We start from the raw sequence: 17291 nt of genomic DNA, 5'->3' as shown, positions 1-17291 counted from the left end.
GAGCGCTGCCAGTAGGGCAGCGCGAGAAAATTAGAGTTGACGTGCGGCTTCTAGTACCTGATCCACATGACCTGGTACACGTAAACCTCGCCATTCTTGAACAAGCACACCATCCGCATTGACTAAAAAAGTGCTGCGCTCAATACCTCGTACTTGTTTACCGTACATGTTTTTCATTTTCATGACACCAAACAGCTCACAAAGCGCTTCATCTAGGTCGCTAATTAGGGCAAAAGGTAGCTCTTGCTTAGTAGCAAAGCGTTCGTGCGAACCCATGCTATCGCGAGAAACCCCAATGATTTTTACAGACAGTTTTTCAAACTCGGGCAGCTGATCGCGGAAATTTTGCGCTTGGGTTGTGCAGCCCGGTGTGTTGTCGCGTGGGTAAAAGTATAAAACGTACGCTTGACCTTTTAGTGCAGTGGAGTCGATAGTGCCTTGGGTGCTTTCAGCAGTAAAGGCGGGAATAGGTTGACCTACGGTAATGGTGGACATGATTTTCCTTTTTGCATGAAATGATTAAATAATCAGTGCGGCAACGACACGGCGGCCCTCTGACATAAGAATATTATACGTGCGCGCGGCGGCTTGGCTGTCCATGACTTCCACGCCCACTCGAGCGTTGAGTAGCTCATGTAACAGTTCAGGCGGTAAAAGTTGTTGCGTTTTTCCGGTACCGATCAATAACACCTCGATTTGCTCTGGGTTTTCAAAGCGGGGTGCAGCATGATCAAGAAAGTCCATTGGGCTTTTGGCCGCGGCGCATACACCGGTGATCTTTTGCAATAGCTCTGTAGTAAAATCAAAGGGGCTTTGTATACCTAGATCATAAATTTGCCCCTCTGGTGTGAAATAAATCGAGCGTTGATGGCGTGTTTTATTGATTTCAATATAATCATCACCATAGGCGGTTACTGTATTGAGCGCAGGGTTAGTGTCTTTTTGCAGATGCACAATAAATCTCCATGATACGTACCTTGATCATAACGCAAAGCCGACCCTTTTCGTTGAGTGGATTTTCCACTTTGTCTCGGTTCGATTACACTAATTGATTCGGACTTTTGTTCATTTTTGCACATCCAAGGAATCCCATGAGTAGCTTTCCTCGCATAGATCGTTTGCCACCTTATGTTTTTAATATTACCGGCGAACTCAAAATGGCGGCGCGTCGTCGCGGCGAAGACATTATTGATATGTCGATGGGTAATCCTGATGGTGCCACTCCACAGCACATTGTAGACAAATTGGTCGAGGCCTCAAGCCGTCCTGACACCCATGGTTACTCCGTGTCGCGCGGTATTCCTCGTTTACGTAAAGCGATTGTGGATTGGTATGATCGTCGTTATCAGGTCAAACTTGACCCCGAAACCGAGGCGATTGTTACCATTGGCTCCAAAGAGGGTCTTGCCCATTTGATGTTAGCCACATTGGATCGTGGCGATACGGTATTGGTTCCCAATCCTAGCTATCCTATTCATATTTATGGCGCGGTGATTGCAGGGGCTAATATCCGTTCCGTGCCGATGATCCCCGGGGTGGATTTTTTCGAGGAAATCGAGCGGGCCGTTAAAGAAGCCATTCCTAAGCCTAAAATGATGATTTTGGGCTTTCCCAGTAACCCCACAGCACAGTGTGTGGAACTGGACTTTTTTGAGCGTATTGTCGCGTTGGCCAAAGAGCATGATATTTTGGTGGTGCATGACTTGGCTTATGCGGATATCACTTTTGATGGTTATGTGGCGCCTTCTATTTTACAAGTAGAAGGGGCGCGTGATGTGGCGGTCGAGTTTTTCACCATGAGTAAAAGCTATAATATGGCAGGTTGGCGTATTGGCTTTATGGTTGGTAACGAAAAACTGGTCCATGCGTTGGCTCGCATTAAAAGCTATCATGACTACGGTACGTTTACCCCTATTCAGGTCGCGGCTATTACCGCGCTCGAAGGGCCTCAAGACTGTGTTAAAGAAATCACCGAAAGCTACAAGCGTCGTCGGGATGTGCTAGCCAAAGGTCTACAGGAAATTGGCTGGAATGTGGATGTGCCAAAAGCTTCTATGTATATTTGGGCCAAAATCCCAGATCATTATCTCGCAGAAGGTTCTCTAGAATTTTCTAAACGTCTATTGCAGGACGCCAAGGTAGCCGTTTCCCCCGGAATTGGTTTTGGGGAATACGGCGACCAGTATGTGCGTTTTGCACTCATTGAAAACGAACAACGTATCCGTCAAGCGATACGTGGTATTAAAGATATGTTCCGAAAGGACGGGTTGCTTAAATGAATCCAATCAAAGTAGGCCTACTTGGTTTAGGTGTTGTCGGGGGCGGTACATGGAAAGTCCTCAATCAAAATGCGGATGAGATCGCGCGTCGAGCGGGTCGTCGTATCGAAGTGGTAGCAGTAGCGGTGCGTGATGTCGCTAAAGCCAAAGCATTGGTTGGCGATCAGGTTCAAATTACTACCGATGGGATGGAGATTGTCCGCAACCCCGAAATTGATGTGGTTGTAGAGCTAGTGGGTGGTGAGAGCCTAGCAAAAGACTGGGTCATGGAGGCCATTGCTCAGGGCAAGCATGTGGTCACGGCGAACAAAGCGCTCTTGGCTACACACGGCAATGCTATTTTTGCCGCCGCACAGGAAAAAAATGTGATGGTGGCCTTCGAGGCAGCAGTCGCTGGTGGGATTCCCATTATTAAAGCGATGCGCGAGGGCTTAACCGCGAACCGTATACAGTGGGTGGCGGGTATTATTAACGGCACCACAAACTTTATTCTTTCTGAAATGCGTAGCCGGGGCTTATCCTTTGCGGATGCCTTAGCCGATGCGCAACGCTTGGGGTATGCCGAAGCAGATCCGACTTTTGATATCGAGGGAGTAGATGCTGCTCATAAATTGAGCCTCTTGTCTTCTTTGGCCTTTGGGGTGCCAGTCCAGTTCTCTAAAGCGCATATCGAGGGCATTACGACACTTTCAGCCGAAGACATTGCTCATGCAGAGCGTTTGGGCTATACCGTAAAACTGCTCGGTATTACACGTTCCCGTGAAAATGGTATTGAACTACGGGTTCACCCGACCTTGGTTCCTTCTTCCAGCATGCTGGCAAATGTTCAGGGGGCGATGAATGCTGTCATGGTACATGGCGATGCGGTGGGCTCAACCGTTTACTATGGGGCTGGGGCTGGTGAGCTACCTACGGCTTCAGCTGTGGTAGCCGATTTGGTGGATGTGGCGCGTTTGTTGACCGCAGACCATGACCACCGCGTCCCTTACTTGGCTTTCCAGCAAGATGCAATGGCAGATATCCCTGTGCTGCCTATGGCTGATGTTGTGTCGGCTTATTATTTGCGTTTACGCGTGGCGGACCGCCCTGGGGTGCTGGCCGATATTGCACGAATCTTGGCTGATGCTGGGATTTCGATTGGCTCTATGTTCCAAGAGCCGGCCGTCAATGACGAAACCGATATTATTTTCCTGACACATGAAGCACGCGAGGGCGATATTGACCACGCGATTCTAAAAGTACAAAAGCTGGACTTTGTACGTTCTCCTGTAACCCGTTTACGTGTAGAGAGCCTCTAATGCAATACGTTTCTACTCGTGGCGGTATGGCGCCACAGGCGTTTAGTGATATTTTACTCGAAGGTCTTGCTCCCGATGGGGGCTTGGCAATTCCCGAGCATTACCCTCAGGTAAGCGCTCAGACTTTAGCGCAATGGCGGGATCTATCCTACGCTGAGCTGGCTTTTGCTGTGCTGTCGTTATTTGTGGATGATATTCCTGCCGAGGACCTGCGTGCTTTAACGCAGGCAGCGTATGATCCTAGCTTATATGTGGGCGAGGCCATGGTGCCGGTAAAACCCTTGCAGGGGGATATGGCGCTTCTTGGGTTATCTCAGGGACCAACGCTTGCTTTTAAAGACATGGCCATGCAGTTTTTGGGGCAGGTGTTTGAGTACGTGCTCGAAAAGCGTGATAGTCATATCAATATTTTGGGCGCCACTTCAGGTGATACCGGCTCTGCGGCGGAGTACGCACTCCGAGGCAAAAAGCGCGTGAATGTGTTTATGTTGTCGCCCCATGGGCGTATGAGCGATTTTCAACGCGCCCAAATGTACTCTTTGCAAGATCCTAATATCCATAACTTATCTGTTAAAGGGGTGTTTGATGATTGTCAGGATATTGTCAAACAGCTGGCAGGGGATTTGGATTTTAAACAATCCATGCAACTGGGTGCTGTGAACTCCATTAACTGGGCTCGCATTGCAGCACAGGTGGTGTATTATTTTTGGGGTTGGCTGCGTGCAACCGATAGCGCGGATCAGCAGGTTTCCTTTGCTGTGCCATCCGGTAATTTCGGCAATATTCTGGCTGGGCATATTGCACGGCAGATGGGTTTACCCATTGCGCGCTTGGTATTAGCGACTAATGAAAATAACGTGCTCGAGGAATTTTTCCGCACGGGTATTTATCGCCCTCGCGATTCAGCCCATACCTATGCTACCTCTAGCCCCTCTATGGATATTTCACGGGCTTCTAACTTTGAGCGCTTTGTGTACGACTTAGTAGGGCGTGATCCTGATGCCTTGCGTGCGCTTTGGGACCAATTAGCGACTCAGGGTTACTTTGATCTGAGTCATCTTAAAGACCGCTTCGAATCTGAGTATGGTTTTGTAGCTGGCCAAAGCTCACATGCGGATCGTATTGCTACGATTGCTCAGGTTTACCGCGAAACGCAGGTTCTTATTGATCCGCATACGGCAGATGGGGTCAAAGTGGCACGCGACCATATGCAACCTGGGGTGCCCATGTTGGTATTAGAAACCGCGTTACCAGCTAAGTTTTCTGAAACCATTGAGGAAGCCATTGGGCAACCGGCCCCTGTACCCGAGCATTTGCAACACTTAAATGACTTACCCCAACGCGTGGTGGTCATGGATGCGGATGTGGAGCAGGTACGAGCCTACATGCTGCAGAACGCGTAGATCACTCCGCGCTTTTTGTTTCGCAAAACCCCGATCTTGTCAAAGGTTGGGGTTTTTTTATGGGTTAGTGTGGCTGTAAGGCCTTGGCAGCCATTATGCCACTGCGTACTGCACCCTCTAAAACCGCAGGGTAATCATTGTGAACCCAATCACCAGCGAGCAAGACATTTGGCCAAGGTGTTTGCGGATGGGGGCGGCTTAAATGGGGTTTAGCAATGAAAGTGGCTCGTTTTTCAGTAATGAGTTCAAACGCTGTGATGGTAGGTAATGGCCAGGGGCTTTGATGGTTGATCTGCGCAATGATAGCGCGAGCAATTTCTGTTTTATCGTGACCCTGAAGACGATTCGCGTAGCTGATCGTAACGGCGATGAGTGGATAAAGCTCGCTGTTATTGAGTGCGCCATGATTAAACACCCATTGCCCAGCCGCTAAGCCGTGTAGGTCTTCATCGAGCATACGCATAACATGAGGATTCTCCCACGGTTTTTCGGGCTTTAAATAAAGTGTAGCGATGGGGTTATAGTCAAGGGATGTAATTTGATTAGCAAAATCCAGTTTTTGTTTTTCAGTATCCAGGGATTGCAGGAGGCGATAAGCAGAGGGTGCATTGGTTGCAATAATTACCCCATCAAATGGTTGCCCATCCAGTAGGTACTGTTGCCCCTGTCTCTGTACAGCACGGATAGGGTGGCGAGTATGTATACGGGCATGTTGCAAAGCCCGCTGCGGCCATAGGTCACTCATATTACGTAAAGGGATAAGCATTTGGGTGGCAGATCGGTCTGCCCCTAAGCTATCACGTAAAACATGGGCAAATAACTGGGCGCAAGCTTGCTCAATGGGCGTGTTAAGCGCTGCTACGCACAAAGGGTGCCAGAGCTTTTGGGTTAAACGAGTGGATTGCCCCGTCTGCTGCAAAAGCTCTGCAACGGTCGTACCAGGCTGGACCTGCCACCGCTGTTTTTTTAAATAGCGTTGTAGCTGTTGTAGTTGTAAAAACTCACTGAACTTGACGCCTCGGCTCCGAAAAGGAGCGCCGAGCAAATGCCACGGGGCAGGCAAGGCAGCAGTACGAAAACAAAAGTCTGCTTTCATGCTGCTGATATCTAAATCAAAGCGGTGAAAATGCTGCTTGGGTTCCAGATCAAGCTCACGCATCAATGCAAGCGTGCTTTGATACGCGCCTAATAAAATATGCTGGCCATTGTCAGCAATTTGACCCAGAGCTTGTGAGGAATGCTTGCGCGCACGCCCCCCAATAATCGGTGCTGCCTCAAAGACGGTGGCGCGATAGCCCAACTTATGAGCTTGCCAAGCCGCCGCGCAGCCTGCCCATCCGGCGCCAATAATAGCAATATTCATCGACTTAATTTTTTGATCAGAGGTTTACCGCCACTTACCCATGTTTTCCACGCTAACCAAAATTTACGGATAGGTGTCAAAGAGATTCGCTTGTCTAAGACTTCCCAGCGATCACGGGCTATTTCTTCAAGTAACGCATAGTAAATAGCCGTCATCAGCAAACCCGGGCGTTGAGCACGTCGATCCTGTTCAGGTAAAGCGAGCATTGCTTCTTTGTAGAGTCCATATGCTCGTTCTGTTTGGTAACGCATTAAAGCCTCAAAGCGATCACTATGTTGTGCATCGAGAATCTCTACGGGGCGTACCTGAAAACGATCTAGGTCATCCATAGGTAAATAAATGCGGCCACGGCGTGCATCATCCCCTACATCGCGAATAATATTGGTTAACTGAAAAGCAAGCCCGAGCTTAACGGCATAGTCACTGGTTTGTGTGGTGGTTTGCCCAAAGATTTTTGCAGATAACAGTCCTACGACGCTGGCGACATGCCAACAATAGTTTTTTAGCTCATCCCAGTTTTGATAGCGGACCTCATCCAAATCCATTTCCATACCATCGATGACCGCGAGCAGCTCTGTCATTTTCAGGTCATAAGTATGAATATGTGGTGCGAGGGCCTGCATCACAGGGTGCGTTGCCTCTTTTGGGTTGTTGTAGAGTGCATTAACTTGCTCTCGCCACCAAATAAGCTTCATGCGGGCGACGGAAGGCTCAAGGGTTTCATCAACCACATCATCGACCTCACGACAAAAAGCATACAAGGCCGTAATTGCTTTACGGCGCTCTGGAGGCAGAAATAAAAACGCATAATAAAAACTGGAGCCGCTTTGGGCCGCCTTGTTTTGGCAGTATTCGTCTGGACTCATAATGAGAAAAAATTAAAAGCGTGTGAATAAAAGACGGCCACCTAAGCGTAACCAATCTGCCTTGCCAAGCTTAGGGCGGGCAGTGAATACATCATATTGCACTTGGTCTAAACGCTCTAGGATCCGTAGCCCCCCTAAGATGATCATTTTTAATTCTAAGCCTATCCGTCCAGGCAGGCGCTGAACCAAGGGCTTACCTTGCTCAAGCAGGCTACGCGCGTAGCGCACCTGCTCTTGCATGAGCTGTTGCCATTGTAGGTCTTGTTGGGAGGTTGTGGGCTGTTGCTGGCAACGTCGTTGAATATAGCTTTCATCGAGCTGATGTGCGTTGAGCGCATCGAGCGGCAAATAAACGCGATCTTTTTCCCAATCGATGGCAACATCTTGCCAGAAGTTGGTTAATTGTAAGCCAGTACAGATGGCGTCCGACATACGTAAACTATCAGGGCGTAGCTCTTGATACAGGTGCAGTAGAATACGCCCCACTGGATCGGCGGAATGCCGACAGTATTGGTGGATTTGTTCATAGCTTTGGTAGCGTTTGACTGTAATGTCTTGCTCGAAAGCTGTGAGTAAGTCAGCAAACAGATAAACAGGTAGTTGGTATTGCTCGATAACCGTCGCTAGAGGTGTAAAAATTTTATAGCGTGGATCAGAGGGGGGTAAATGTAAGCTGCCCTGCTCGATCTGGCTAAGCGCTTCACGGTATGCCGCTAGTTGTTGTAAACGCCAGCTATCACTGTGATCGCCTTCGTCGGCAATATCATCAGCGCTCCGAGAGAACCAATAAATATGGGTAATAGGTTGCCGAAGGTGCTTGGGCAGCAGCCACGAGGCAACGGGGAAATTTTCATAATGATCGACAGACATAAGTGGGAGTATAAATCACCATTGCGTTAAGATCTTATTATGCGGTTAAATGAACCGCATTCGAGTTCAGTATTTTGAAATTTTTAGGTAGTCTCATGCCTCGTCCTATTGCTGTCCAAATCTCTATTGCCGCAATGCGCCATAATTTAGCGCATATTCGTTCTACTTTGCACCATCAAGTAGCACCGCTAGGGCGACCGGCCCCGTTTATATGGGCGGTAATTAAGGCTAATGCATATGGTCATGGCATTGATCAGGCAGTTAAAGGTTTTGCACAAGCCGATGGGTTGGCATTGTTAGACATCAACGAAGCCATACGCTGCCGCGAGCTAGGTTGGACCAAGCCGATTATGCTGCTAGAGGGTTTTTTTTCGATAGAAGACCTTGCCGTACTCGATGAGTATACGCTGACAACAGTAATTCACCACTGGGAACAGATCACATGGTTAAAGCAAGCTCCTCGTTTGCGGCGTCCTGTAGCGGTAATGGCAAAGCTCAACACAGGCATGAATCGTTTGGGTTTTGCACCTGAGCAGTTCGAGCGGGCGTATCAGGCTTTGCTTGAGCTACAACAAGAAGGGGTTATTTCCTCGTTAGGGAAAATGACCCATTTTGCTCGCGCTGATGATGATCCGAGTATTACTTATCAACAATTACTGTGTTTTAATACAGTAACAGGCGCATTACCAGGTGCTATAAGTGTGTGTAACTCGGCCGGAACATTAACCGCTTCGTTGCAGCAGCACTTACCGGATCATACCGAACAATGGGTACGACCAGGGGTTTGTTTATATGGCGCGTCACCGTTTGCAGCGGTTTCAGCCCACGAACTTGGCTTGCAACCTGCGCAAACCCTGATGGCTGAAATTATCAGTGTGCGCGATATTGCTGCCCATCAAGGGGTAGGGTATGGACATCATTTCATTAGTCCTAAGCCGATGCGTCTAGGAGTGGTCGCGTGTGGTTATGCCGATGGCTATCCTCGTCATGCGCCCAGTGGCACCCCTATTATGGTAGATGGGCAGTTAACGCGCTTAGTGGGGCGCGTTTCTATGGATATGCTAATGGTGGATTTAACTGATATCACATCGGCACAGGTAGGCTCTCAGGTAGTGTTATGGGGGCAAAATGGTCCATCCGTGGACGAGGTCGCCCAAGCGGCCGGCACGATTGGCTATGAGCTACTGTGTGCTGTAGCAGCGCGAGTTCCGCGCCAAATCATAGAGTAATAGGACAAAAGATGAAAAATAAATGTGTACTAGTGACCGGTGCCACCAAAGGAATCGGTTGGGCGATTAGTCAGCATTTGGCTGATTTGGGAGCGCATGTTGTGGGGCTGGCTCGCCACACGCAGGATATTGATTTTCCGGGTTATTTATACGCTTGTGATTTGTCTAACGCTGGCGAAAGCGAAGAGGTCTTGCGGATGCTTCGGGAAAAATACCCTGTGGATGCGGTAGTCAACAATGTAGGCTCGGTGATGCCTCAACCCATTGGCGAGGTAGACTTAGAAACCCTTTATCAGGTCTTTGACTTAAATGTACGTGCGGCAGTGCAAGTTGCTCAAACCTTTATTCCCTCTATGAAAGCCCGTCAAGAGGGTCGTATCATTAATATTGCGAGCCGCGCCGCGCATGGGGCGTATGACCGTACCAGCTATGCGGCAGCTAAAAGCGCTTTACTAGGCTGTACGAATACGTGGGCCCTAGAGCTTGCTCCCTATGGGATTACGGTCAATGCGATTTCGCCTGGGCCTACAGAAACCGCTTTGTTTAGACAAAACTGTCCCGAGGGCAGCGAAAGAGAGCAGCGTTTGCTAAACAGCATTCCTATGCGCCGTTTGGCACAGGCTGATGAGATTGCGGCCGCGGTGGCTTTTTTTCTTAGTGATGCGGCGGCTTATATTACCGGTCAGGAGCTGTTGATTGATGGTGGCAGCAGTCTTATTGGGCGTTAGTGGGTATGGCAACTCGTAAAACTGCAAGCAAAAAAGCGAAAACGGCTTTTGTCTGTACCGAGTGCGGGGCAGAGAGCCCCCGTTGGGAGGGGCGCTGCTCACAATGTCAGCAATGGAATACTTTGCAAGAAATTGTTTTAGAGCCAGCTAAAGCGACAGGAGCGGTGAACCGGTATGAGTCGCTTGCTGGAGCTTCTCCAGTACAGAGCCTATCAGATGTGCAAGCTCGCGAGCTACCTCGTCAGCCTACTGGGCTTAGTGAGCTTGACCGGGCCCTCGGAGGCGGGTTGGTTGATGGGGGGGTAATTTTAATCGGCGGGGACCCCGGGGTGGGTAAATCGACCCTGCTGTTACAAGCTATGTCGGCATTAGCTACGGTGGTTCCTGTGCTTTATGTTACGGGCGAGGAGTCCGCCGAACAGGTGGCATTGCGAGCACGACGCTTAGAACTCCCTACACAGGGGGTAGAGTTATTAGCGGAAATCCAGCTTGAGCATATTACCCAAACCCTTTTAGAGCGCCAACCTAAAGTAGCGGTGATTGACTCCATCCAAACCCTATATTCCTCACAGCTAAGTGCGGCGCCTGGCTCCGTATCACAGGTGCGTGAGTGTGCGGCGCAGCTGACGCGGTTGGCTAAGCAACATGGCATTGCGATGGTGTTGATTGGTCACGTCACTAAAGACGGTTCCTTAGCGGGGCCGCGGGTGTTGGAGCATATTGTGGATACGGTGTTGTACTTCGAGGGGGATTCGCAGTCTTCTTACCGTTTAATCCGAGCATTTAAAAACCGTTTTGGTGCGGTAAATGAGCTGGGTGTGTTTGCTATGACTGATCGCGGTTTACGTGGGGTTTCCAACCCGTCCGCGTTATTCTTGTCTCGTCATCAGCAGCAGGTCCCGGGTTCATGTGTGATGGCCACCCAAGAGGGGACGCGTCCGTTGCTGGTGGAAATCCAAGCTCTAGTCGATACAGCGCATGTACCGAACCCAAGACGGTTGTCGGTGGGCTTAGATGGTGCACGCCTATCTATGCTCTTAGCGGTGATGAACCGACATGCTGGCATCGTAACCTACGACCAAGATGTGTTTGTGAATGCAGTGGGTGGGGTGCGTATTACCGAGCCTGCCTCGGACTTGGCCGTGCTTTTAGCTATTATGTCATCCCTTAATAATCGGCCTTTGCCTAAAGGGTTAGTGGTTTTTGGGGAGGTCGGTCTAGCTGGTGAAATTCGGCCTGCACCACGAGGGCAGGAGCGTTTACGAGAGGCTGCCAAGCTCGGGTTCTCCATTGCCTTGATTCCTAAAGCGAATGCCCCTAAACAGCCTATCGAGGGGTTGGAAATTTGGGCGGTAGATCGCATTGAGGATGCAGTGGCTTATTTACGGGCTTAACAATTTTTCGTTAACGGGGTAGGCTATCTAGATGATTCAAACACCGATACGAACCGTTGATGCAGATGGGATTCGTTATAATCCTGATCTTATTACCCCGCGGCTGGCATTATTTGATCCGGCTACTCCAGAGCTAAACGCCCAGCCTGTTACCCAAGGGGGGCGCAATGCGGCGTGGTTTATTCAGTGTGATGGGCAGTCGGCGGTGTTACGCCATTATCGGCGCGGCGGTTTAATTGCTAAACTCGTTAAGAAAACGTATTGGTGGTTGGGGGCAGAGCGCACGCGCTCATGGGCCGAGTATGCAGTAATGTTGCATTTACACAACAGTCGTGTGCCGGTCCCCCTGCCTTTGGCGGCTTGTTGGCAACGACGGGTTTTGGGCTATCAAGCAGCAATTATCACGCAGCGCATCGAAAAGGCTCAGCCCATAGCACAATACATAGAAAAAATACCGCCTGAATCCGTTGCAATCGTAGTCAAACAAATGCATGATGCCGGTGTGTGGCATGCGGATTTAAACGTATTTAATCTTTTAATCGATGCTCAGCAACAGATCTATGTGATCGATTTTGATCGGGCTCGTCGTTTTGATGTTGTGGATAGCAAACACCGCCAAAATAACTTGTTGCGTCTACGCCGTTCCTTGATTAAAGTGCGGGGCGAAATAGGGCAACAATGGTATGAGCAATTTCGTCGCGCTTATCTGCAACTTGCCAAAGCCTAGTCCCATTTTTTGCGCGATTTTATAGCGCACTCGCCTTTTGGTTTTCCATGTTTTATTTAAAGGGGTTCAAGACAATGAACTTCGGCTTAGCCAAACAATTTTTTGTGGGGGCAGCTTTGGTCGCTGCTTTTTCTGCAACACAGGCGCAGGACAACGTTGTTAACGTTTATAACTGGGCGGAATACACAGCGCCTGACACGCTGTCAGGCTTTGAAAAGGCGACTGGTATCAAAGTGCGTTACGACACCTTTGATAGCAATGACACCTTGCAAGCAAAGCTATTGACCGGTAAATCTGGTTATGACGTGGTGGTACCATCGACGCATTATGCGGCGCGCCAAATCGAAGGTGGCTTATTCCAAAAGCTAGATAAGTCTAAAATCCCAAACTGGGAGCATTTAGACCCGGATATTATGGCGGTTTTGGCTGATGTGGACCCAGGCAATGAGTATTTGATTCCATGGGGTTATGGAACAAATGGGTTGGGTTATAACGTCACCCAAGTGAAAAAAATCATGGGCGAGGACGTTAAACTCGGCGACTGGGATATGCTTTTTAAGCCTGAAAACGCCGAAAAGCTAAAAGCGTGTGGTATTTCCATGCTGGATGAAGCCGCTCAGGTGTTTCCTGCGGTTTTGCACTACTTAGGCAAGGATCCAAACAGCTCCGACCCCGAGGACTATAAAGAAGCCTTAGCCTTGCTCAAAACTATCCGCCCTTATATTCGTCAGTTTAGCTCTTCTGGTTATATCGATGAGTTAGCGGCAGGGGATTTGTGTATGGTCTATGGATTTTCGGGGGATGTCATGATCTCCGCGTACCGTGCGCGTCAAGCCAATAAAGACTACAAGGTGGATTACTATATTCCCGAAGGGGGTGCACCGGTTTGGTTTGATACCATGGCGATTCCTAAAGGGGCAGCACATGTTGATGCGGCACATGCTTTTATCAATTACATTGAAACCCCAGAGGTGCATGCGGCGATCACCAATACCATGTTCTTTCCTAATGCCAACAAAACAGCGAGAGAGCACGTCATCCCCGAGGTTGCGAACAACCCAATGATTTATCCGCCTGCCGATGTGGCAAAAACATTATTTGTGATTAAGCCTCAGCCATTGAATATTCAGCGTTTACAGACGCGTATGTGGTCTGAACTCAAATCCGGTCGTTAACGTTTCTTTATTTAAAGTAAAGGACACTTTGATGTTAGATAATCGCTCTGCGACCCCTTCGTGGGCTGGCGTGGAAGATGAGTTCGTCCGCGTAGAAAATTTAGTAAAAATTTTTGGGGATACCGTAGCGGTTAAATCCGTTAATTTGTCGGTACGTCGCCACGAGTTTTTTGCGCTGCTTGGCAGCTCTGGTTGTGGTAAATCCACGTTATTACGTATGTTAGCTGGATTTGAAGAGGCAACGTCAGGGCGTATTTACCTCGATAATGAAGACATCACGGATTTGCCGCCTTATAAGCGGCCAGTCAATATGATGTTTCAGTCCTATGCTTTGTTTCCTCATATGACGGTCGAAGCTAATGTGGCGTTTGGCCTAAAACAAGAGGGTGTTCCCGCTCATGAAATTCATGAGCGGGTGTTTGAGGCGTTGGATTTGGTACAAATGGCGGGCTTTGCCCGTCGTAAGCCGCACCAATTGTCTGGTGGGCAGCAGCAACGCGTAGCACTGGCGCGTAGTCTGGTTAAGCGCCCTAAGCTGCTATTGCTTGATGAGCCAATGTCTGCGCTCGATAAGCAAATTCGCCAAAAAACACAAGTGGAGCTTGTGAAAATTTTAGAGCAGGTTGGGGTGACTTGCATTATGGTTACGCATGATCAAGAAGAAGCGATGACCATGGCTGATCGCATTGCGGTTATGACAGCTGGACAGATTGAGCAATGTGGTACGCCTTACGATGTGTATGCCTTTCCTAACTCACGTTTTGTTGCCAGCTTTATTGGCTCAGCCAATCTGTTTACAGGGGAAATCGTGGTGGATGAATCGGATCATGTGGAAATCCACAGTGAAGATTTACCCAGCCATTTGCGGGTTGACCATGGTGTTAGCGAGCCCTTAGGGATGGAGGTGCATGTGTCTATTCGTCCTGAGCATGTTCAGGTGTCACACGATAAGCCCGCTCAGGAAACAAACTGGGGGCGGGGGGAAGTCACGCACGTGGCATGGATGGGCAGCTATGTACGCTACCAGATCCGCTTAGATAGTGACGCACTGATTGAGGCCCATATGCCTAGCTCGGTGTTAACTCAGGCTGATGCTCCAGAGGTAGAGGACGAGGTCTATGTCTGGTGGTCAGAAGATAGCGCAGTGGTGTTGGCCTCATGAAAAAACTGACTTTTTCTTCATTGAAACCGTCGGGGCGCAGTTTAATCATTGCTGCCCCGTTTGCTTGGTTGCTGCTGTTTTTGCTTGTGCCGTTTTTGTTGGTTTTTAAAATCAGCTTTGCGGATTTGCAGTTTGGTGTCCCTCCTTATACCCCCTTAGTCGAGTTCAAAGAAGAGACCTTAAACCTTATTCTGCATTTACGTGGTTATATTTTATTATTTAGTGATAATTTATATCTAGCCACGTATTTAAGCTCGGTCAAAATGGCGGGGATTACCACTTTGTTATGTGTGTTGATCGGTTACCCCATGGCTTATTACATTGCGCGCTCACATCCCAGTACGCGTAATTATTTGCTATTGGCCGTGATTTTGCCTTTTTGGACGTCATTGCTTTTACGTGTGTATGCGTGGGTGGGCATTTTGCGTAACGATGGGATTCTAAACTCACTTTTGATGTGGTTAGGGGTAGTTGATGCTCCATTAGAAATTTATCGTACGGATTGGGCGGTATATATTGGTCTTGTTTATGCTTACTTGCCTTTTTTTATCTTGCCGCTTTATGCCAGCTTAGTGAAATTGGACACCCGCTTACTTGAGGCAGCGTATGATTTAGGTGCGCGTCCTTTCACGGCTTTTCGTCAAATCACTTTGCCTTTATCCATGCCCGGCGTGATATCTGGGGCGATGCTTGTGTTTATTCCCGCCGTGGGTGAATATGTGGTGCCCGAGATGTTAGGCGGAGCCAATACGCTCATGATGGGGCGCGTGATGTGGAATGAGTTTTTTAATAATGCGGACTGGCCAATGGCTGCCGCTGTCACTTGTGTGATGGTACTGATCTTGATTATTCCACTGGTGTTTTTCCAATATAGCCAAGTCAAACACTTGCAAGAGCAAAAGGGATAACAGCATGTTAAAAACAAATCCATATTGGCGTGCATTAAGCTTGTTTATTGGCTTTGGCTTTTTGTATTTACCTATCGTGTTTTTGGTGGTGTTTTCTTTTAACGAGTCCGCCATCATGACCTCATGGTCTGGTTTTTCTTTGCGTTGGTATCAGTCCCTTTTTGCTGATAAAGCACTGCTAAACGCGGCCAAGCTCTCTTTTTTGATTGCGGCATTAACGGCTACTGCCGCGGTGGTGATTGGCACATGGGCGGCCTATGTGTTATCGCGCATGGGAAAATTCAAAGGGTTTACGCTTTATGTCGGTATGCTCAGTGCACCCCTAGTGATTCCCGAGGTCGTTTTAGGCATTTCATTACTTTTGATGTTTGTAGAGATGTCTAAGCTTTTTGGATGGCCGGATGGCAATGGGATTTTTACCATCTGGGTAGGGCATGTTGTGTTATGCGTAGCCTATGTGGCGGTCGTGATTCAGGCCCGTATACGCGATTTTGATCGCTCGCTCGAAGAGGCGGCCTTAGATCTAGGGGCAACGCCATTAAAAGTGTTTTTTAGCATTACGCTGCCTTTGATTATGCCTGCGCTGATGGCTGCCTGGCTGTTAGCTTTCACCTTATCCTTGGATGATGTGGTGATTGCTTCTTTTTTATCGGGGCCTGGTTATACCACATTACCTGTAGAGGTATTCTCGCGGGTACGCTTGGGCTTAAAGCCAGAAATTAACGCCTTAGCCACGCTCTTTATTTTTGGGGTGGGGCTGTGTGTGATTGTGGCTAGTCGTCTTCAAAAAAATCACTCATGACTCAGCCGCCGCAAGGCGGCTGCTTTTTATTATGATTACTCTTTACGGTTTAAAAAATTGCAGTACGTGTAAAAAAGCGATGAAGTGGCTTGATGAGCAGTCGCTGTCATATACGTTTGTGGATTATCGGGACCATCCTATCGAGGGCATACAGTTAAAAAGCTGGGCGCAACAGCTCGGGGGCTGGCCTAAGCTGGTTAATCGGGCTTCGCCGACTTGGCGTCAATTACCCGAAGATAAAAAAACACCAGCGACGGATGAAGATTGGCTACAATTAATTGCTGAATTTCCCACGTTAGTGCGTCGTCCAGTTACGGTAGACTCGCAAATGGTAACCGTTGGCTTTAAGCCAGATTTGTATGCTCAGCGTTTTGCCTAAGAAAAAATTATGTATACCCAAGATCAACTAAAACAACAGGTGGCAGCGGCAGCCATTGATTTTATTTTGCCGAAACTCCAAGCCGATACCATTTTAGGTATTGGTACAGGCTCCACTGTCGATCTGCTTATCGATGCCTTGGCAGAGCATAAGGATAAGTTTAAGGCCGCCGCATCAAGCTCAGAACGCTCGACCCAGCGGCTACAGCAACACGGTATTACGGTGCTGGATCTAAATCAGGTTGCTTCCATGGATTGGTACATTGATGGTGCCGATGAGATTGATGCGCAGTTAAATATGACTAAAGGGGGCGGTGGTGCGCTTACACGTGAAAAAATCGTGGCTTCTGTAGCTCAGCATTTCCTGTGCATTGTGGATGAGAGCAAAGTCGTAGCGCAACTTGGAGCCTTTCCTTTGCCCATCGAGGTCATCCCTATGGCGCGTCAGGTGGTAACGCGTCGCCTAGAGCAACTAGGTGGCCAAGTGAAATGGCGCAGCGGTTTTGTGACCGACAATGGCAATGACATTATTGATGTCCATGGCCTCACCATTACCGATCCAGCGCAGCTTGAAGCGCAAATTAACGACATCCCCGGTGTGGTATGTTGTGGCTTATTTGCTTTGTCTGGTGCTAGTGTGGCGTTGGTAGCTGGACAACAAGGCGTAACAACTATGTCATAATGTCGTAGTACAGTTATCACTGGTCCC

The 17291-nt window shown here is 48.7% G+C and carries 18 protein-coding genes; 13 read left to right on the top strand and 5 right to left on the bottom strand.

What is annotated here, in order from left to right:
- Window positions 1–30: 30 nt before the first annotated feature.
- Complete coding sequence (locus tag ABD980_RS04610) at window positions 31–495, bottom strand: peroxiredoxin (protein ID WP_345369954.1); 465 nt, start codon at window positions 493–495, stop codon at window positions 31–33.
- 24 nt (window positions 496–519) lie between these two features.
- The gene (locus ABD980_RS04605; protein ID WP_345369952.1) at window positions 520–954 is read right to left on the bottom strand and encodes an Mth938-like domain-containing protein; all 435 of its coding nucleotides are present in this window, start codon (window positions 952–954) and stop codon (window positions 520–522) included.
- Between the two features lie 137 nt (window positions 955–1091).
- Between ABD980_RS04605 and alaC the strand changes: the two genes are divergently transcribed.
- The 3 genes from alaC to thrC are packed head-to-tail and all read left to right on the top strand — an operon-like array spanning window position 1092 to window position 4980.
- The gene (gene alaC, locus ABD980_RS04600; protein WP_300648879.1) at window positions 1092–2279 is read left to right on the top strand and encodes an alanine transaminase; all 1188 of its coding nucleotides are present in this window, start codon (window positions 1092–1094) and stop codon (window positions 2277–2279) included.
- Complete coding sequence (locus ABD980_RS04595) at window positions 2276–3577, top strand: homoserine dehydrogenase (RefSeq protein ID WP_300648881.1); 1302 nt, start codon at window positions 2276–2278, stop codon at window positions 3575–3577. The genes alaC and ABD980_RS04595 overlap by 4 nt, the downstream gene beginning before the upstream one ends.
- Entirely contained in the window at window positions 3577–4980 is a 1404-nt protein-coding gene (thrC, locus tag ABD980_RS04590; protein ID WP_345369949.1) for a threonine synthase, read from the top strand. The genes ABD980_RS04595 and thrC overlap by 1 nt, the downstream gene beginning before the upstream one ends.
- A gap of 64 nt (window positions 4981–5044) precedes the next feature.
- On the opposite strand, the gene hpnE is transcribed toward thrC, so the two are convergent.
- The 3 genes from hpnE to hpnC are packed head-to-tail and all read right to left on the bottom strand — an operon-like array spanning window position 5045 to window position 8079.
- Window positions 5045–6343, bottom strand: coding sequence for a hydroxysqualene dehydroxylase HpnE (gene hpnE / locus ABD980_RS04585; protein ID WP_345369947.1), 1299 nt, complete (start codon window positions 6341–6343; stop codon window positions 5045–5047).
- Window positions 6340–7209 carry a presqualene diphosphate synthase HpnD gene (gene hpnD / locus ABD980_RS04580; protein ID WP_345369945.1) on the bottom strand — a complete coding sequence of 290 codons (870 nt, stop codon included), beginning with the start codon at window positions 7207–7209 and terminating at the stop codon, window positions 6340–6342. Before hpnD ends, hpnE begins: the two co-directional genes overlap by 4 nt.
- Window positions 7210–7221: 12 nt before the next feature.
- A complete protein-coding gene (gene hpnC, locus ABD980_RS04575) occupies window positions 7222–8079 on the bottom strand; it encodes a squalene synthase HpnC (protein WP_300647874.1) in 858 nt (285 codons plus the stop codon).
- Between the two features lie 95 nt (window positions 8080–8174).
- On the opposite strand from hpnC, the gene alr reads away from it, so the two are divergent.
- The 10 genes from alr (at window position 8175) to rpiA (ending at window position 17264) form a co-directional block, all read left to right on the top strand.
- On the top strand, window positions 8175–9308 hold the full coding sequence (alr, locus tag ABD980_RS04570; RefSeq protein WP_300647871.1) for an alanine racemase: 1134 nt from the start codon (window positions 8175–8177) through the stop codon (window positions 9306–9308).
- Window positions 9309–9319: 11 nt separating this feature from the next.
- Window positions 9320–10036, top strand: a complete 717-nt coding sequence (locus tag ABD980_RS04565; protein ID WP_260648993.1) for an SDR family oxidoreductase — start codon at window positions 9320–9322, stop codon at window positions 10034–10036.
- A 5-nt stretch (window positions 10037–10041) separates the two neighbouring features.
- Window positions 10042–11430 (top strand): DNA repair protein RadA, encoded by a 1389-nt coding sequence (gene radA / locus ABD980_RS04560; protein WP_345369942.1) that lies wholly within the window; start codon window positions 10042–10044, stop codon window positions 11428–11430.
- 31 nt (window positions 11431–11461) lie between these two features.
- Window positions 11462–12157 (top strand): 3-deoxy-D-manno-octulosonic acid kinase, encoded by a 696-nt coding sequence (locus ABD980_RS04555; protein WP_345369940.1) that lies wholly within the window; start codon window positions 11462–11464, stop codon window positions 12155–12157.
- A gap of 74 nt (window positions 12158–12231) precedes the next feature.
- A complete protein-coding gene (locus tag ABD980_RS04550; RefSeq protein WP_260648990.1) occupies window positions 12232–13332 on the top strand; it encodes a polyamine ABC transporter substrate-binding protein in 1101 nt (366 codons plus the stop codon).
- 31 nt (window positions 13333–13363) lie between these two features.
- A complete protein-coding gene (locus ABD980_RS04545) occupies window positions 13364–14494 on the top strand; it encodes an ABC transporter ATP-binding protein (protein ID WP_345369937.1) in 1131 nt (376 codons plus the stop codon).
- Window positions 14491–15402, top strand: coding sequence for an ABC transporter permease subunit (locus ABD980_RS04540; RefSeq protein ID WP_345369935.1), 912 nt, complete (start codon window positions 14491–14493; stop codon window positions 15400–15402). Before ABD980_RS04545 ends, ABD980_RS04540 begins: the two co-directional genes overlap by 4 nt.
- Before the next feature lie 4 nt (window positions 15403–15406).
- On the top strand, window positions 15407–16204 hold the full coding sequence (locus ABD980_RS04535) for an ABC transporter permease subunit (protein ID WP_260648987.1): 798 nt from the start codon (window positions 15407–15409) through the stop codon (window positions 16202–16204).
- A 31-nt stretch (window positions 16205–16235) separates the two neighbouring features.
- Window positions 16236–16583: an arsenate reductase family protein gene (locus ABD980_RS04530; protein ID WP_345369932.1), complete on the top strand. Its 348-nt coding sequence runs from the start codon at window positions 16236–16238 to the stop codon at window positions 16581–16583.
- A gap of 9 nt (window positions 16584–16592) precedes the next feature.
- Window positions 16593–17264 carry a ribose-5-phosphate isomerase RpiA gene (rpiA, locus tag ABD980_RS04525; RefSeq protein ID WP_345369930.1) on the top strand — a complete coding sequence of 224 codons (672 nt, stop codon included), beginning with the start codon at window positions 16593–16595 and terminating at the stop codon, window positions 17262–17264.
- Window positions 17265–17291 lie beyond the last annotated feature (27 nt).

Origin of the sequence: Paenalcaligenes hermetiae, assembly GCF_039543645.1 — a bacterium.
Classification (GTDB): domain Bacteria; phylum Pseudomonadota; class Gammaproteobacteria; order Burkholderiales; family Burkholderiaceae_B; genus Paenalcaligenes; species Paenalcaligenes hermetiae.
This window is presented reverse-complemented; position numbering and strand designations above follow the sequence as displayed.

What these genes read in the sequence shown, in the direction of transcription:
- ABD980_RS04610 (WP_345369954.1), bottom strand. Translation starts at nt 495, where the DNA reads ATGTCCACCATTACCGTAGGTCAACCTATTCCCGCCTTTACTGCTGAA.
- alaC (WP_300648879.1), top strand. Translation starts at nt 1,092, where the DNA reads ATGAGTAGCTTTCCTCGCATAGATCGTTTGCCACCTTATGTTTTTAAT.
- ABD980_RS04595 (WP_300648881.1), top strand. Translation starts at nt 2,276, where the DNA reads ATGAATCCAATCAAAGTAGGCCTACTTGGTTTAGGTGTTGTCGGGGGC.
- thrC (WP_345369949.1), top strand. Translation starts at nt 3,577, where the DNA reads ATGCAATACGTTTCTACTCGTGGCGGTATGGCGCCACAGGCGTTTAGT.
- hpnE (WP_345369947.1), bottom strand. Translation starts at nt 6,343, where the DNA reads ATGAATATTGCTATTATTGGCGCCGGATGGGCAGGCTGCGCGGCGGCT.
- hpnD (WP_345369945.1), bottom strand. Translation starts at nt 7,209, where the DNA reads ATGAGTCCAGACGAATACTGCCAAAACAAGGCGGCCCAAAGCGGCTCC.
- hpnC (WP_300647874.1), bottom strand. Translation starts at nt 8,079, where the DNA reads ATGTCTGTCGATCATTATGAAAATTTCCCCGTTGCCTCGTGGCTGCTG.
- alr (WP_300647871.1), top strand. Translation starts at nt 8,175, where the DNA reads ATGCCTCGTCCTATTGCTGTCCAAATCTCTATTGCCGCAATGCGCCAT.
- ABD980_RS04565 (WP_260648993.1), top strand. Translation starts at nt 9,320, where the DNA reads ATGAAAAATAAATGTGTACTAGTGACCGGTGCCACCAAAGGAATCGGT.
- radA (WP_345369942.1), top strand. Translation starts at nt 10,042, where the DNA reads ATGGCAACTCGTAAAACTGCAAGCAAAAAAGCGAAAACGGCTTTTGTC.
- ABD980_RS04555 (WP_345369940.1), top strand. Translation starts at nt 11,462, where the DNA reads ATGATTCAAACACCGATACGAACCGTTGATGCAGATGGGATTCGTTAT.
- ABD980_RS04550 (WP_260648990.1), top strand. Translation starts at nt 12,232, where the DNA reads ATGAACTTCGGCTTAGCCAAACAATTTTTTGTGGGGGCAGCTTTGGTC.
- ABD980_RS04545 (WP_345369937.1), top strand. Translation starts at nt 13,364, where the DNA reads ATGTTAGATAATCGCTCTGCGACCCCTTCGTGGGCTGGCGTGGAAGAT.
- ABD980_RS04540 (WP_345369935.1), top strand. Translation starts at nt 14,491, where the DNA reads ATGAAAAAACTGACTTTTTCTTCATTGAAACCGTCGGGGCGCAGTTTA.
- ABD980_RS04535 (WP_260648987.1), top strand. Translation starts at nt 15,407, where the DNA reads ATGTTAAAAACAAATCCATATTGGCGTGCATTAAGCTTGTTTATTGGC.
- ABD980_RS04530 (WP_345369932.1), top strand. Translation starts at nt 16,236, where the DNA reads ATGATTACTCTTTACGGTTTAAAAAATTGCAGTACGTGTAAAAAAGCG.
- rpiA (WP_345369930.1), top strand. Translation starts at nt 16,593, where the DNA reads ATGTATACCCAAGATCAACTAAAACAACAGGTGGCAGCGGCAGCCATT.